Below are 15391 nucleotides of genomic sequence, written 5' to 3' on the forward strand. Positions count from 1 at the left end.
ATCGGACGCGGCAGCGATCGGCGGAGCAGTCCTCGTCCTGCAAAGCGAGCTGACCCTCGCACACTCCCGCCCGGATGACGGGCTGCCGCCGGTGCCCGCCGACACGGGCGAGGCGCCCTGACCCTGCCTTAGGGCGGCGCGGGTTGAGGATGACCTCCCTCAGGTTCCGCGCGGCGGCAGCGACCACGTGCCGTCCAGCACCACGAACGTCGGATCGCCGTTGGTCACAACGCGTTCCCATGTTGTACGGGACCCGCCGGGGATTCGAACCTGCGTACTCCCCGCGCCGGATCAGCCAAGCACCAACTCGGCCCGCACGACGACCATGTACTCAAGGTAACGCGGCGTTGTAGCCGGTCCCCGTGCCGATCTCCAGCACGCGTTCGCCGCCGGAGAGGCGCAACGCGTCCAGCATGAGTGCCATGAGCCCCGGCTGTGTCGAACTGGACGTGCCGGTACCCGGCAACGGGCCGCAGTCCGGGTCGGGGCCGAGCGTGTCGTCAAGTTGCGTGGTCAACGTGGTGTCGGCGTACACCCGGGCCCAGTAGTCGGGGTGGGGTGCGTCGATCGCCTGCCACCGCCCGTCCGGCAGCGGCAGGAAGAACGATGGCAGGAACACGTGTCGGGGCACCTCGCCGAACGCTTTCTTCCATGCGGGGTCGGACAGGTGCCCGTCGTGTTCCAACCCGGCCACGAACCGGGCGATGTCCTCGGACCGTTCATCAGTCATTGGTGGCGCCTTCCAGAGCATCGGCGAAAGCAGCGGCTATCGGTAATCCGATTTCGTGTTCTATCCAAGCCCATTGCCCATTCGGGTTCGCCTCCAGAAATACGTGATCGCCGTCCGGGGTAACGACGAAATCCAGTGCGGCGAAACGCAATCGGCGCGCAGCATAAACTGCCGCACCTTGCCCGCCGCATCATCCTGTAGCGTCTCGGCGCTGTATCGAAGATTGCGGTAATCCGCGCGCCAATCCTGGCGGCCTTGTCGCGGTCGCTGCCCGGCAGCGGCCGCAACAACGCGAACGTGTTCGTGATCCCCAGGTAGGCCGAAGGGCTCGGCACTCCCCTGTGCCACCCACACGGGCAGCTGAGTAACGACGCCGCAGGCTTCGCTTCACGCTACGGACCGCTCAGTCGCTCCCCCTATCACAGGGCCTTCGACACTGGGCTCCGACGCCGGGCGTTTCCCCCCAACGCCGCCAGTCTGCTACCGGGCCTCCCTGGCAGCTACCCGGACCGGACTTCCACCGGCAAGCGACGACGAGCTTACGAACGAAGACCAACCTCCTACACGATCAACGTTCCTCCGCGTCGTAGGCCGTCGGCTTTGGCGCGTGGTCGGCTGTGGGGGTGGACGATCCGTCGTTGACGGCGAAGATCAGGTAGAGGGCCGGCAGCCCGGCGACCAGGGTCATCGCGATGGAAGCGGTGACGAGTTGGGTGTGCGCGAGTAGTGGGGTCACGAGCGCGGAACCGAGTGGCGGTGTGGCCTGCATGAGCGTGCGTAGCGCCGCGAATGCGCGGCCATGGAGTGCAGGTGGGATGCGGCGCATTCGCAGCGACTGCGCCCAGACTGTCATCGGCGCGCTGAGCAGCCCGATGGCGAAGAATCCCGCGCCGACGAGCAATTGGCGGGGTGTGGCGAGCAGGGCGAGGAAGGCCACGGCGGCCGCGGCCTGGATGACGCCGATGGTTTGAACCCGTGATCGGCGCGGCTGGTGTTGTCCGGCGAATGCCGCGCCGATGATCTCCCCAGCGGCCATCGCCGAGAGCAGTGCGCCGAGTGCGGCGGCGCCACCGGGAAGGTGGTTCTTGGCCAGCCATGGGCCTGTCACCATCAGCATGCCTTCAGCGATGTTGAACGCCATAAATGCGATCGTCGTGGCGACGATCACCCGGTCCCTGGCAAGGCTGGCCAGCGACGGTGACCGGGACGGTGCGGTGTCGACGGTGTTGCCGTCCGCGGATGCGGGGGCGATCTGTGGTCGTAGCGGTCGTCGAACCGTCGCGGTAGCCAGCGCGAAGAGCAGAAAGGTCGCGCTGTCGATGAGCAGGACGTTTGCCGCGCCTATCTGGGTAATCAGCAGACCGGCGGCGGCCGGGCCGACCACGTTGGCGAGGCTGAAGCTCAGCGACTCCAGCGCGTTCGCGGGATCGAGGTCGGTTTCGTCGACGAGTTGCGGGATCGCTGCGGGGAACCCGGCCAGCGGCACCATCTTCAGGAGGCCGTATACCGCGGCGACGGTGAAGGGTAGCCAGGCGGGGGTGGCGTCAAGTGCGGCAGTCAGTGGGACGGACGCGACAGCGACCGCGCGTAGCAGGCTGTCAGCGATCAACACGGTCCGCTTGTCGAACCGGTCGAGCAGCGGCCCCACGGCCAATCCACCCAGCAGTACCGGCGCCGTGTAACAGATGCCGAGCAGCCCGAGTTGGGTGGTGCCGCCGGGTCTGGAGAGTACTAGCCAGGACAACGCGACAAACGTCATGCCGTCGCCCAGCATTGAAATCGTGGCGCCTGTCCACAGGCGACGGAAATCGGGCGTGCTCAGGACATGCAGGTATCGCCCCATCGTGGCTGCTCCTCGCGGGGGTCTTCGGTGCGGGTGTGGTCAGAAGATCATGCTGAACGGGCCTAGTGGGTCGGCATTGTCGTCGCGTACATGCCTTACCGCTGTCCCGGCTCGGATGCGGTGGCCCGGTCACGGGTCGGCAGGATTGCCCACAGGTACATGGCGGCGTACGAACGCCAGGGGCGCCACCGCTGTGAATGAGCGGCGAGTCCGCGTGTGCCGGACGCCATGCCGAGGTGTCTCGCGGCTTCACGCAAGCCGAGATCGTTGGTCAGGAGGACGTCCGGGTCGCCGAGCGCTCGCATGGCGACGTATCCGGCGGTCCACGGCCCGATCCCGGGAATTGCCAGCAGCGTAGCGGTGCACTCCTCCCGGTCCACACCGCGATCGAGCATCATGCGGCCCGCGTCGACGGCCTGAGCCAACGCGCGCAAGGTGGTCGCGCGGCGCCGGGTCAGCCCGATGGCCTCCAAGTCGGCTTCGGCCAGAGCTCGCGGGGTGGGGAACAGATGCGTCAGCCGATGGTCCGGAGTCTGGATCGCCTCACCGAAGCGGGCGACCAGTCGGCCGCCGAACGTCCGCGCTGCCGCGAGGGATACCTGCTGACCGAGCACGGCGCGGACGGCCAGCTCGAACCCGTCCGCGCAACCCGGCACACGCAGCCCCGGCCTGGCCCGGACCAGTGGGCCGATCTGCGGGTCGGCGCCCAACTCGTCGGTGATCGCCGCCGGATCGGCGTCGAGATCGAAAATCTCCCGACAACGCTGCACAGCGGCGGTCACGTCGCGAGGGTCGGTCAGCGACAACCGCACCGTTGCCACGCCCTGCCGCGCTGCCTCCGGTACCTGGTCGAACTCCACCGTGACGCACCCGGCACCGCGTGGCAAACGCATGGTCCGCTGGTAGCGGCTCCCGTCGGCCACCTCGACGCCGGGAAGTGCGCGAGTTCCCAGCCAGTTCAGCAACGGATCCGACGGCAGCGGAGTCCGGTAACGCAGTCGTAGTACAAGGTGGCCGGCACCCTCGGCCGGGCCCGCCGGCTTTCCCCGACGCAGTTCGCTTGGTGAGCAGCCGAATGCTGCCCGCATACCCTCGTTGAACTGGCGCACGCTGGAGTAGCCGGCGGCGAACGCGACCTCGGCCAGCGGCAGCGCGCTGGACTCCACGAGCAGCCGAGCGACCCTGGCCCGGCGGTTGATTGCCAGCATCTGCGGACCGGCGCCCACCTCCGCCACGAGCTGTCGGTGTAGGTGCCGCTCGCTGACGACGAGTCGACGCGCCAGCCCCGTCACCCCGTCCTGATCCACCGCACCACCGGCGATCAGCCGCAGTGCTCGGGCCACCAGGTCGCCTCGCACGTTCCACTCCGGCGAACCGGGATCGACGTCGGGGCGGCAGCGTCGGCAGGCCCGGAACCCCGCCGCCTCCGCTGCCGCCGCAAGCCGGAAGAAACGCACGTTCTCCCGCCGGGGCGTCCGCGAGGGGCAGCTCGGCCGGCAATACACGCTCGTGCTGGTCACCGCGACCACGAAACGGCCATCGAACCGTACGTCCCGACTCGACATAGCACGGTAGGAGGTCTCGAAGTCGTACACCAGATCATCTTGCCCCAGGCACCGACTGTCGTCTGGCGGCGATCAGACCAGGCGGTGGCCACAGACCAGCCGTGCCCCGGATCAGCTCTCACATCTGTTCCGGCAACCAACCGGACTGGGTAGCCGCGAGTAGGCATAGTCCTTGCCTGTCCTGTCGGGCTGCGGGCGTGTTCGTGGTTGTCGTTGATTGCGGCTGGGCTGAGTTCGATGGCTGTCCACACGCGACGCTTGGGTCGTATCATCCGCGGGGTGGCGGAGTTCGTGCACATCACGGTGGCGCGGTCGGCTGGTCGTATCCAGCGGTCGGGGATCGCCGCCCGTAGCCACGGGCGCGTCGGTGGTCGGGGTGTGTACTGCATGCCGGTGCTGCCGTCGTTCACGCTGACGTATCAGTGGGTGCGTGAGCTGCGGCGCTGGCATCCGGGCGTGCTGGTCGCGGTGCATCTGCGGCTGCCCGACGACGAGCCGGTGACCGTCGGCTGCTACAACGCCCCGCCGCGCGAGGTCACTGCCGCGCAGGCGGTCGCGGCGGTGCGTGAGTTGGACGACCCGCGCGGCTATGAGGTGTTCGTCCCCCGCGCGGTCACCGCCGCCGAGGTACGCCGGATCCGCGACGTGCCGCAAGGTGTCGGGTGGCGGTACCTGCCGGGAGCCCACGGCCGGCGTCCCTGCCCGTGTCCGGGCTGCCTGCCGCGCGGCGCGTACAAGGTGACCAAGTTGCGCCAGCGGTACCCCGACGACGCGCCGCCCAGACCGAAGGGCGAGCTGATGGCGCAGCTACGGTCCGCCACCACCGCCGACGAGATCATCGACGTGCTCTGCGAGCTAGGTCGCGGCCGGCGCGGCGGCGCCGAGGAACTGGCGTACCTGGCCGACCATCCGGACCCGCATGTACGCGACACCCTCGAAAGCGTGCTGCGCGCGTACCGCGGACGCGAAGCGCGGCGGCTGCGCGAGCGGCTACGGACCATCGACTCCTAGGACGCTGTCCATGACATTCGAGCCGGCTGTGCAGACGCCGGATTCGAACTCATCGCCGTGCGGCCGCTCCCGCTGGACGCGTACTTCCTGCGCGTACGTAAGGCCGGTCGCTGAAGGCCACACAGGACCTCTCCAGGTGTCAGCTGTTGTCTGCGAGGCTGAGTAGGAACGAGCCGCAGCAGCACAACACGATGACGGCCGCGAGTACGCCATACAGGATGTAGGCAGCGGTCAGACCCGGGTGTTTCTGCGGCTCGAATCCGATCGCGCCGCCGCCGAACGCCCAAACCGGTGCGGCGTAGTGGATTGTCGGCGCATATTGGGTGTTGTCGACGGTAATCGTGGCCGAACCAAACTTCCACAGGTAAGGCACGAAGATCTCGACCTGGTGGGTGCTCAACGGGGTGGGGATTACGTTCTCTCCCCACTTGAGGGCGATCGTGTGTCCGTTGATGACGGCCTTGGGCGCGAACAACGCCAGCATGAACGCCATCCAGTGATACTTCGTGAGAATGCGCAGGTATCCGCCTTGAGGGTTGGTCACGATCACGGATCATAGCGGTGGGTCGCACTGGTTGGCGGTGCCGACCGCGAGGTGTGCGTGGGGGGCATCTTGTATCCATCGCTGACGATTGTTCTCAGCTTGGTCCGGCTGGCGATAATGAGCTTCTGGTAGACGTGGACGAGATGGCTGTCGACGGTGCGGGGGACGCCGAGCCGGGTGACGAACTCGCGGCTGGACAGGTCGGCGGCGAGATGGCGACCTGTCGCTCCCGCGGGGTCAGCACCGTGCCCAGACCATCCAGGTCCAGCAGCGGCGTGCGGGCGCCCTGGCAACCGGCGCGCAGTGCCGCCGCGCGTTCGGTCGAGCGGCGGGCACGGCTGATCCGGCCGTCGCGGCGGAGAGCGTGGCCGGCTGCGGTCGCGGTCTCGGCCGCCAGCAGCCGGTAGCCGTGCTCGCCGAGCAGTTCGGTGGCAGGATTCGTACCTACGCGCACGAGCGGTCCACCTGCGGCTGTCGAGCCCGAACCTTGGCCGAGCGCACGTCCCGGTCACCCGTACGAGGTGCGGCGGGAGAGGCATTGTCCAACTAGGATGGTTCCTAGATGAACTAAATCGTTCCCGCCCTGAGTTCTGATCGCCTCTTGCACTCCGAGGCCAGTCCCCACAAGTTGATTGCCTGGCGGACGACGGCGTTCTCGCAGTGGTTGGAGGCGCGGATTACGGCAGGGACAGTTCCTGGCGTAGGGCGATCATGTAGTCAGGGTGAAACTCGGGCCTCGGACACAGCCCTTCGTACATGATCGCCGGTGGCTTCGCCTCGGTGACCTCGGTCTGGTAGTCGGCCTCCGGCTGTCCTGGATCGGCGCGGAGTCCATGCGGGCGGGGGCGGCGGAACCGCGGGCTTGTCATGGGAAGGTGGTGACGGACGCACAGGTCGGTGATGACAGCTGTCACTGCTCAACGACGATCGCTCTCTCTAACATGCGATCATGCGCAGAGATGCACTGTGGAGAGTGTCGGTGGCCGCGCTGGCGGCGAGTCCGTTCCTGCTCATCGCTACCGCTGCCCACGCCGACGGCGACGCCCTCGCCGAAATCGGCGCTGCCAGCCCTGCGGTGGGTGCGGCGGTCGCGCCGTACGCCGACCTGATCGAGCCGACCACCTCGATCAGCCAACCGCTGCCCGCCTCCCCGACGGACGCGCTGGCGGACGTCGCCGGCGCGCTGTCGGTGGCGCTGGGGCTGGCTCCGGTACCCGGTGACGCCCTCCGGACGGCCGGCCTGCCGGATCCGGTCGCCGGGCGCCTGGCGAACGTGCTCACCGACCTGCTTGTTTGCCAGCAGGCTACGGCCGTGCGGTTCGCGGCGGTGCCGCCGTCCGCCCTGCCGGCGTTGCTCGCCACCGGGGCCGGTGTGGACAGCGCGGTGGGGGCACTGCTGCGCGCCTGCGCCGACGAGCTACGGGCCAGCAGCGCCGAGCTGGAGCTGACCCTGGCCGGCCTACGCCCGGCCCAAGCCGCGGCCGAGTGCGCGCCCCTCGGCGTGCCGAGCGTGGACGCGTGGCCGGTATTGCGGCTGGAGAGCGGCTGCGACGACAACACCTACGCCAACGACTACCTGCTCACAGTGGACGCTGGTGGCGCCGACACGTACGCGAACAACGCTGGCAGCAATGTGGTCGACCCCAACTTCGCGCCCGCGGGCTCGGCGGTCCCCGGGCTGCGCGGCACTGGACCGGCCCGGGGGTGTCAGCGGGCGATCCCGGGCCTCGCCGCGGCCGACTGCGTACCCGCCGCCGCTGTCCTGCTCGACCTGCACGGCGACGACACGTACGGGGTCAAGCAGAGCCCGGACCACGACGCCGGCTGCACCCTCGACCCGGTGGTGCGGCGCATGATGACCGGCGGCGCCGGCTTCCTGGGCGTCGGTCTGCTGCGCGACGCGGGCGGATCCGACGACGCGTACATCGGCAAGACCGGCTCGCTCGGCGCCGGACACGTCTTCGGCGTCGGCATCCTGTCCGACGACGGCGGCGACGACGCGTACAGCTCCGTGCGCAACAGCCAGGGCTTCGCCTTGGTCGGCGGGTTCGGGCTGCTGCGCGACGAGGCCGGCGCGGACCGGTACGACTACTACATGCCCGCCCCGATCGACCCCGCGGCATCCAACCAGACCGAGGGCGCGGGCGGTGTCCGCGACGACGAGGGGGAGGGGCTGTGCGACCGGATCCCGCGGTTCACCCAGGGCGCGGCGAACGTCCTGCCTGGCAGCATCGCGCTGCTCATCGACGACGAGGGCGCCGACGCGTACCACGGCGCGTTCGCCGGTGAATTCATCGGCCCGATCCAGAATCCCAGTACCCGAGCCGGCAGCCTCGGATTCGGCAACAACCAGGGCGTGGCCGTGATGCTGGACCGAGCCGGCCTGGACAGCTACACCGTCGAGGGCGAGCCGCCGGTGTCCGGCGTATCCGCCCGGGGCAACGCCGTCACCGTGCTGCCCGGTAACGATGCCAGCAGCGCGGGCGGCGGCGCCGGACTCTTCATCGACCAGTAGCCCATGCGCGCTTGATCGTTGTTGGTTGCCACCACAGGCAACCCGTCTGGTGGGCGGGGATCGCGAGGGCGTCGTCGCGGTCCCCAGTGCCAGGTCGCGAGTCCGGATGGTCCGTGTGCCGATGATTCGGGCCTGCCCGTTCCGCCGTGGTATCGGGCAGTTCTGATCGGACTGTGACCGGTGTGGTTCATCGTGCATCCATGCGGACGGTGGTGGATGAGATCGTTGATCGGGCCGGTGGGTGCTGTGCGCTAACTGTTTTGGGCGGTGCGGGCGAGACCATCGCGGCGGTGCCGTTGGCGTGTGGGGTGCCACCTTAGGGTGACGCCGCTGGCCTGGGGAGATGTGGCTCCGGCAGGGTCGGCGGTGTGGTGGTGCGTACCTTGGGGTTGATATTCGTTCGGCGTGTTCTGGGTGTGCTGGGGTGTGGTCCGAGGCCGGACGCGGATGCGGTGGAGGTCGCCGTGCTGCGCCACCAGTTGGCGGTCTTGCGCCGCCAGGTTCCGCGTCCGCGGTACACCCCGGCCGATCGGATGTTGCTGGCCGCGTTGGCGAAGCTATTGCCGCGCGAGCGTTGGGCGGTCTTCTTGGTCACGCCCTCGACGTTGCTGCGCTGGCATCGGGAGTTGATCGCCCGCCGGTGGACCTACCCAAATTCTGGTCGTGACCGGCACGGTCTGGACGAGGAGATCGTTGCGCTGGTGGTGCGGCTGGCACGGGAGAACCCCCGCTGGGGCTATCTGCGGATCGTGGGGGAGTGCCAGAACCTGGGCGTTCGGGTGTCGGCGAGCTCGGTGCGGCGGATTCTGCGCCGACATGGTCTTGGGCCGGCGCCGCGGCGGGGCGGGCCGAGTTGGACCCAATTCCTGCGCGCCCAGGCCCGTGGTCTGCTGGCGGTCGACTTCTTCACTGTGGAGACCGTCGGCCTGACTCGGCTGTACGTGCTGTTCGTCGTCGAGGTGCAGCGGCGGGCGGTGCATCTGGTGGGGATCACGGCCCACCCGAGCGGGGCGTGGGTTGCCCAGCAGGCCCGGAACCTGCTGATGGACCTGGCGGAGCAGGGGCAGCGGTTTCGGTATCTGGTCCGGGACCGGGACGCCAAATTCACCGCCGCGTTCGACGCCGTGTTCGCCGCATCTGGCGTCGAGGTGGTGAAGATCCCGCTGCGGGCGCCTCGGGCGAACGCTTACGCTGAGCGCTGGGTGTGCACGGTCCGGTCTGAGTGTCTGGATTGGACGTTGGTCTGGAATGAGCGCCAGCTGTTCCGGGTGCTGGCCGAGTATTTGCGCCACTACAACACCGTTCGTCCGCACCGAAGCCTGGACCTGAAGCCGCCGCGTCCGGCCTCCCGGCTGACGCTTGTCGAGCCGGGCACCGTCGAGTCGTCGGTGCAACGGGTCGATGTGTTGGGTGGGCTGATCCACGAATACCGCCGCGCTGCTTGACCTCTTCGGGCACTGCCGCTGGGTATGGGGCCTCGTGTTCCCTTGGAGGTGCGACCGTGGCGAACCGCACCGATCACAGCGCGACCAGGTCCACTCGGCCCCGAGAACAGCGGATCCGCGAACTGGCACCCCACACGCCTGCGACCGATGAGTGCCGGTCAACGAGTGCCGGTCAACGACGGCCGCACCTGGGCCGACACCGACCTGATCACCGAACGGTACGCCCGAAGATCAGCACGACCGCCCAAGTGACATTGGAGTACCAATTAGCCGAGCGCGAATTCCTTGGGAAGGTCGGTGTATACGAGGTTGAGGCACTGGAGTGTGGCCATGCCCGCCAGCGCCGAGAGATCCTTAAAACGCCTGAGCCGGATGGTCAGGTCGGTGACCGACGTCAGCTTCGTCAAAGGCGCGAGCTCGAGGGTGCCCGGATCGAGGTCGAGCGCGGTAAGCGACGATGACCATCGGTCCAGGAAGTCGAGGCTGTCGGCGGTCATCGGGCCGAGCAGTCGCAGCCGGGTAAGCCGAGGCGAATAGCGTCCGTGAGCAAGGTACTCCACGGCAGTTGTGTCGAGGGTGAGGTTTCGTAGTTTGCCCAGGTGGCGCACGGCGTCGGCGAAGACGACGGCGCCACCGATGCTCAGGCGCTGAAGAGTCGGCACCGCCGTTAGCGGGCTGAGATCGTGATAGCCACCTAGAAAATCGACGGTGAGGCTGTCGAGGCTGAGGCCGGCGAGGGGGCTGAGATCGGTACACATCGGAACGGCGAGTCGACGGAGCCTGGGGATGGACTGCGCGAAGTCCAGGTTGACCGCTTCTGGATCGTCCGGCCAACGCGCGCGATAGCGGAGCTCGACCAAGCGCTCTAGCCGGCGCAGCGATGGCAGCAGCCGCGAGTCGGTGATCTCCAGCCGACCACCGTGCAACGGTGAGTGGCGGAGCACCGCGTCGGCGTACTCGTCCGCATCGAACTGCGACCATGCCTCGACGAGTGCGTCCACAATGGCGGGTTCGGGACGATCTCCAAAACGGGCAAGGATGTGCAGGGCTGTGCGGTCGCCGGTGGCGACCGCGGCCTGGATCGTATAAACCACCTCGTCCGCTGTCTGTGGGTCCGTGGGTGCCAGCAGATCGAGTGCGAACGATCCAGCCCGGCCGATGGCGGTAACGGCCTCGCGGCTTTTCGGCGGTACCAGGACCTCGGTGGCGTTGCGGATCGCCTCGTCTAGCTCGGGTGCCCGGTCTGGAGAAGTTTCGAGGCAGGCCAGGGCGACCAGCCTTACCGTGTCCCGTTCGGAGCTCTCCTCAGAACCCTCGTTGATGCGTTTCAGCAGGCCGTCCAGGAGGGTGGTACGGCCGGCCGAGCTGGCATGGCCGGCCGCCATCACGACGACCTCCTGCCACTGGTCAAGATGGGCATGACTGACGAGAACCCCGATGTCGCCGTCGTCGGTCGCCTGCTTGGCCGCCAGGTACTCCTGGAAAGTGCGGTGCACGAAGTCGGCCCGGCCTTCGACAGGCTCCCGTAGCAACCCGCTTCGTTCCAGTAGCACCCGGTAGACGTCCTCGGCGCGGGCCTTGACCTGTGGCATCGTTCGCAGTCGGATTTCAAGGCGAGCGACGATGTCGTCGCACGAGGCGTCCGACCACTCGTTACGGATCAGCCAGTAGGCCAAGTCCTGCATCAGAAGCGTCTTCTCGGTACGGGTGAGTGCCAGCGAGGACTCGATGTGACGTTCGACATCGCGGCGTTCAAGCAACATGTGCAGGGCGACCTCGTACAGCTCCAGACGATCGCGCGGAAGTTGGGCTCGCCGGTCGCGGTGCAGCGCACAAAGCAAGGCAGACAACAGCGGATACCCGGCGAGTTGGCGCAATGGTCGATGCCTGTCGATCGCCTCGATCAGACTCTGTTCGTACCCGTCGAGCTCGTCCTGCTCTTCAGCCGATCGAGACTGGGTGCGCATAGCCTGGTGCCACCGCTGAATGAAGACGGGGATATCGGCCCGGCCCATCGGCTCCAGCTCCGCGACATAGAACTGTTCCGAGCCCAACCAGTCTGGGGGCACCGCAGCCGGCCGAGAGGTAACCACGTAGCGGGCATCCGGGAAGAGGTCGACAAGCTCGCTGAGCCATTGCCGAGCGTCGACTCGGCGCTCATCGGCAAGCTCATCGATCCCATCCACCAGCACAACGGCCCGTCCAGACCGCAGCTGCTCATGGACCCAACCGCCCGGCATCTCGTCGCCGAGGTGCCGGCCGATCTCTCGGATGAACATCTCCGGCGTTGGCAGGTCGGCCGTGGCGTACCGGCGCAGCGGCACAAGGAAGGGAACCGTGTCGTTCCACTCGGCCAGGTGAGTCCCGAAGGAACGGCGGGCACACTGAACGGCGATCCACTGCAGCAGTGTGGTCTTGCCGAGCCCGGCCTGACCCCGCACGAAGACGCGGTGCGATCGCGCGAGGATCTCGTCGACACGGGTGGACGCCGGCTTCTTCCGGCCGAGTCGCTGGGCCGCGTTGAGACTCAGGTACGCGACCGACAGAGGATAGCGGCGGTGCGTTTCGGCGAGCGTGGCACCGAAGAACTCGACCTGGTCAAGGCGGTTGCCGACAAGTTGCCGGTAGTCGCGTTCGAAATCAGCTAGCCCGCGCAGCGCCGGAAGGCGTGCAAGCACCGCGGCGAGGTCGTCAAGGATCTCACGGTCGCGGCGCAGCAGTTCGGTCAACGCCGCCATCCCGGACCCCGGCAGCGTGCCGGCCAACTCGATCGTGTACGCACAACACTCGTGCAGCAGCAGATCGTAGAGTCGGCGCCCCCCGTCGGACAAGCCCGCGCGACCGACCCGGTCCGGGTCGGTGTCCCGGAGTAGTCGACCCAGAAATCCCGCGTCGAGGTCCTGCTGTAGCAGCTCCTCCTCGCTCAGGCCGGCCGCGTCGAAGGTGTCCCTGACGGCCTCCAGCGCGGCCACCCGCTCATGCTCCGGCACCTCGCGGAACTCCCGCTCCACCAGCGGCTCTACCTGTTCGGCGATCAGCTCTGCGGCCTGCTCCCACACCCGTCGAAACTGACGCTGTTCGCGTGCCGTGGTAAGCCTGCGGGCAGCCAGATCGATCATGCTGCTGCCTATCTCAGCCACGGGACCAAGCCACATGCCACACGCGGTTCTGGCGACCGCGGCACCCAACGTGATCGCGGCCGTCTCCAGTCCGCTCACGAGTGGACCTCCGGGTGCACACGACTCAGGATGCCTCTCATGGTAACGAGCGGCGGCTCCTCGCCGGTCGTCCGCGGCGTGGACGATGCCGGGGGTGGTGCTCAAACGCGGCGTGGCGGCGCCGCCGGCACCACGGCCCATCCCCGGCGCCCCGCGCCGCGGCTGCTGACCCACCCTGACCGGCGGCAACCGGACCTGCGGCAATTTCGCCGACGGAATTCCAATACGACTGCTCCTACACGGCTACGGATACGCGGAACTCGCCGGACTGACCCGCCTGCGGGAAGCGCTCGAAAGCGTCGTGCGCGGGCACATCGACCGGGAAGCCGCCCAGGCGATCATCGACCGGCACGCCGACCAGCCGTGGTTCCCACTCGTCTACGTCCCGCGTGACCTGTACGGCTACTCCGGCACATGGGACGACATGGACTACGACCCAGAGCCGGTCATCGCGCAAGTGCGCTGTCCGACGCTGCTGTTCTACGGCGAGGCCGACGAATGGACTCCCGCCGAGGACAGCATTGCCGTGTGGCGGCGCGCCGCCGGTACCAGCGACCTGACCCTCCACCGGCTCGCCGGCTGCACCCATCTGCCGACCACCGGCGGGGCCGACGCGCTCGAATCCATCAGCTCCGACTACAGCAGCGCGATGCTCGCCTGGGTCCAGGACCGAATCAACCGCTGAGCGAAGTGCGCAACCACGCGAGCGTCATACGCAGGCGCGTACTGACATGCCGCCGATACTGCGCGTTGGTGGGGTGCGGTCATGCGGGAATGGCGCGCGGCAGCACCGGATCATGGTGTGGGAGGTTGGCCTGTGGAGCGCCGCTGGGGCCGACCGGTATCTGTTGGTGCGCGATCTCGGTGGGTTGCCCTTGACGATCACGGCGCTTGACCCAGTTGCTGCTGACCACGCCAGAGTCCAGCGTTGCTGCAGAACTGCCATCAGCCGGTCGTGCCGGTGGTGGTGCGCGTCGTTGAAGGTCAAGGCGATCAGCGTCTGCTGGTGGTTGGTGTGGTTGTCGCGTTCGCGGGCAGCGATGACGGTGAGGATGGCGTGGGCGAGCATCACCAGGGTGGTGTGCCGATACCAGGAATCCCAGCGGCGCACCTGCGGCTCGTCCAAGCCGATCCTCTTGCCGGTCTGGAAGCAGGTCTCCACGTTCCAGCGGGTTCCAGCCACCTTCACCAACGTCCGCAGCGGGATCGGTTGCGGCGACCAGCAGCGGTAGAACGCCAGCTCGCCGTCGCTGATCCGCCGCCGGATCAGCAACCAGTGATGCCCGCCGGTCTCATCGGCGGGTGGGGTGATGGTGATCCAGGCCCAGTCGTAGAACCGCTCACCCTTGGCGCCCCGGCCTGCGGAGATCCGGTTCCAGGCTCGACTCGGCAGTACGGCGGCGAGCCGGTCCGCCCGCACCGGCCCCTGGTCGGGCCGGGCGATGACCCGATGACTTTGGCCACGGCCAGGACGTAGCCGACACCGGCGGTTTGCAGGTCGCGGCGCAGGTGCCGGTCACCGCCGTAGAACTCGTCCGCCGTGCACCAGGCTGCCGGCACACCGGCGTCCAGGGCACGGGCGAGCATCCGCCGAGCCAGGGTGACCTTCGTGGCGAACCGCACATGGTCGGGTATACCGGCGGCGGCGCACCGGTTGGTGTCGTCGGTCCACGCCTTGGGCAGATACACCTCCCGGTCAATCAGCGTCGAACCGCCCGGCGCGGCATACGCCAAATACACCGCGATCTGCGCGTTCTCGATCCGGCCAGCCGTGCCGGTGTAGTGCCTTTGCGTGCCAACCGTGAACCGGCCCTTCTTCAGATCACCGGTGTCATCCAGGATCAACACCCCGCCCGGGTCGCCCAGCGCATCGACCACATAGCCGCGTACGTCGTCTCGCACCTTGTCGGCGTCCCACACCGCCTCCCCGAGCAGCCGCTGCATCGCATACGGCGAACTATCGCCGGCCTGCTCGGCCAACTGCCAACACGAACGAGTGTCTACATCAGACAACAAGCCGAGTAGATACGACCGCGCCTGCCGGCGCGGCTCCACCCGCCCAAACCGGCCCGCGACCACCGCGAACCCGGTGTCGAACTCCGCCAGCCAACCCGCGGCGTCTACGCTGTGCCCAGCGGCCGCCGCACGATATTCGATTGTCTCCACAAGTCATCGATGATCAACCGGCGGCCGTCTCCATGCCCGCAGGCGCACCGATCAGCCTCAACCTGCCGCGGCCCATCGCCCGCCATCTACATAACGAACCCGGGCTGTCGTACTAGACCTGCTCCGCCAGCGTGCCGTTGCCGATCCTGTTCCGGTACTGCTCTCGGTCGCGACCTGGGACCCAGGTGACTCCTTAGACCGGTGGATGGCCTCGTGCCTCGCAGCAGACAATCGCGCGCTCGCCCATCCTGTACAGGCGCCGGACGGGACCCGTAGGACTCTGGCCCAGGAACTAGTGCCGCGTCTTTGAACGTTGATCGGGTAATGCCGTCTGTCTGACCTGGTTTGGGGCAG

General features: G+C 67.9%; 11 protein-coding genes and 1 pseudogene. 4 read left to right on the forward strand and 8 right to left on the reverse strand.

Annotation, left to right across the window (positions count from 1 at the left end):
• Positions 1 to 331: 331 nt before the first annotated feature.
• From V6V89_RS38625 to V6V89_RS38640, 3 genes are all read right to left on the reverse strand, one after another.
• Complete coding sequence (locus V6V89_RS38625; protein ID WP_334624640.1) at positions 332 to 730, reverse strand: hypothetical protein; 399 nt, start codon at positions 728 to 730, stop codon at positions 332 to 334.
• A 568-nt stretch (positions 731 to 1298) separates the two neighbouring features.
• Positions 1299 to 2573 (reverse strand): MFS transporter, encoded by a 1275-nt coding sequence (locus V6V89_RS38635; protein ID WP_334624641.1) that lies wholly within the window; start codon positions 2571 to 2573, stop codon positions 1299 to 1301.
• A 95-nt stretch (positions 2574 to 2668) separates the two neighbouring features.
• Positions 2669 to 4171, reverse strand: a complete 1503-nt coding sequence (locus V6V89_RS38640) for a DNA-3-methyladenine glycosylase 2 family protein (protein ID WP_334624652.1) — start codon at positions 4169 to 4171, stop codon at positions 2669 to 2671.
• 246 nt (positions 4172 to 4417) lie between these two features.
• Here V6V89_RS38640 and V6V89_RS38645 point away from each other — a divergent pair, with 246 nt between their 5' ends.
• Positions 4418 to 5149 (forward strand): HEAT repeat domain-containing protein, encoded by a 732-nt coding sequence (locus tag V6V89_RS38645; protein ID WP_334624642.1) that lies wholly within the window; start codon positions 4418 to 4420, stop codon positions 5147 to 5149.
• 139 nt (positions 5150 to 5288) lie between these two features.
• On the opposite strand, the gene V6V89_RS38650 is transcribed toward V6V89_RS38645, so the two are convergent.
• From V6V89_RS38650 to V6V89_RS38660, 3 genes are all read right to left on the reverse strand, one after another.
• Positions 5289 to 5699, reverse strand: coding sequence for a hypothetical protein (locus tag V6V89_RS38650; RefSeq protein ID WP_334624644.1), 411 nt, complete (start codon positions 5697 to 5699; stop codon positions 5289 to 5291).
• Between the two features lie 88 nt (positions 5700 to 5787).
• Positions 5788 to 6147 carry a hypothetical protein gene (locus V6V89_RS38655; protein ID WP_334624645.1) on the reverse strand — a complete coding sequence of 120 codons (360 nt, stop codon included), beginning with the start codon at positions 6145 to 6147 and terminating at the stop codon, positions 5788 to 5790.
• Between the two features lie 223 nt (positions 6148 to 6370).
• The gene (locus tag V6V89_RS38660; RefSeq protein ID WP_334624646.1) at positions 6371 to 6562 is read right to left on the reverse strand and encodes a hypothetical protein; all 192 of its coding nucleotides are present in this window, start codon (positions 6560 to 6562) and stop codon (positions 6371 to 6373) included.
• Positions 6563 to 6642: 80 nt separating this feature from the next.
• Here V6V89_RS38660 and V6V89_RS38665 point away from each other — a divergent pair, with 80 nt between their 5' ends.
• Both V6V89_RS38665 and V6V89_RS38670 read left to right on the forward strand, forming a co-directional pair.
• Entirely contained in the window at positions 6643 to 8208 is a 1566-nt protein-coding gene (locus V6V89_RS38665; protein ID WP_334624647.1) for a hypothetical protein, read from the forward strand.
• Positions 8209 to 8660: 452 nt separating this feature from the next.
• Positions 8661 to 9653 carry an integrase core domain-containing protein gene (locus V6V89_RS38670; protein WP_334624648.1) on the forward strand — a complete coding sequence of 331 codons (993 nt, stop codon included), beginning with the start codon at positions 8661 to 8663 and terminating at the stop codon, positions 9651 to 9653.
• 266 nt (positions 9654 to 9919) lie between these two features.
• On the opposite strand, the gene V6V89_RS38675 is transcribed toward V6V89_RS38670, so the two are convergent.
• Complete coding sequence (locus V6V89_RS38675; protein ID WP_334624650.1) at positions 9920 to 12871, reverse strand: NACHT domain-containing protein; 2952 nt, start codon at positions 12869 to 12871, stop codon at positions 9920 to 9922.
• A gap of 301 nt (positions 12872 to 13172) precedes the next feature.
• Here V6V89_RS38675 and V6V89_RS38680 point away from each other — a divergent pair, with 301 nt between their 5' ends.
• Positions 13173 to 13556: an alpha/beta fold hydrolase gene (locus tag V6V89_RS38680; RefSeq protein ID WP_334624651.1), complete on the forward strand. Its 384-nt coding sequence runs from the start codon at positions 13173 to 13175 to the stop codon at positions 13554 to 13556.
• A 354-nt stretch (positions 13557 to 13910) separates the two neighbouring features.
• Here V6V89_RS38680 and V6V89_RS38685 read toward each other — a convergent pair.
• Positions 13911 to 14977, reverse strand: a pseudogene (locus V6V89_RS38685) (IS701 family transposase); the annotation flags it as partial.
• Between the last annotated feature and the right edge of the window lie 414 nt (positions 14978 to 15391).

Source organism: Micromonospora sp. CPCC 206061, assembly GCF_036906915.1.
In the GTDB taxonomy this organism is placed as follows: Bacteria; Actinomycetota; Actinomycetes; order Mycobacteriales; family Micromonosporaceae; genus Phytohabitans.

Excerpts from the sequence above, each read along its gene's own strand:
- V6V89_RS38625 (WP_334624640.1), bottom strand. The coding sequence starts at position 730 with ATGACTGATGAACGGTCCGAGGACATCGCCCGGTTCGTGGCCGGGTTG.
- V6V89_RS38665 (WP_334624647.1), top strand. The coding sequence starts at position 6,643 with ATGCGCAGAGATGCACTGTGGAGAGTGTCGGTGGCCGCGCTGGCGGCG.
- V6V89_RS38635 (WP_334624641.1), bottom strand. The coding sequence starts at position 2,573 with ATGGGGCGATACCTGCATGTCCTGAGCACGCCCGATTTCCGTCGCCTG.
- V6V89_RS38660 (WP_334624646.1), bottom strand. The coding sequence starts at position 6,562 with ATGACAAGCCCGCGGTTCCGCCGCCCCCGCCCGCATGGACTCCGCGCC.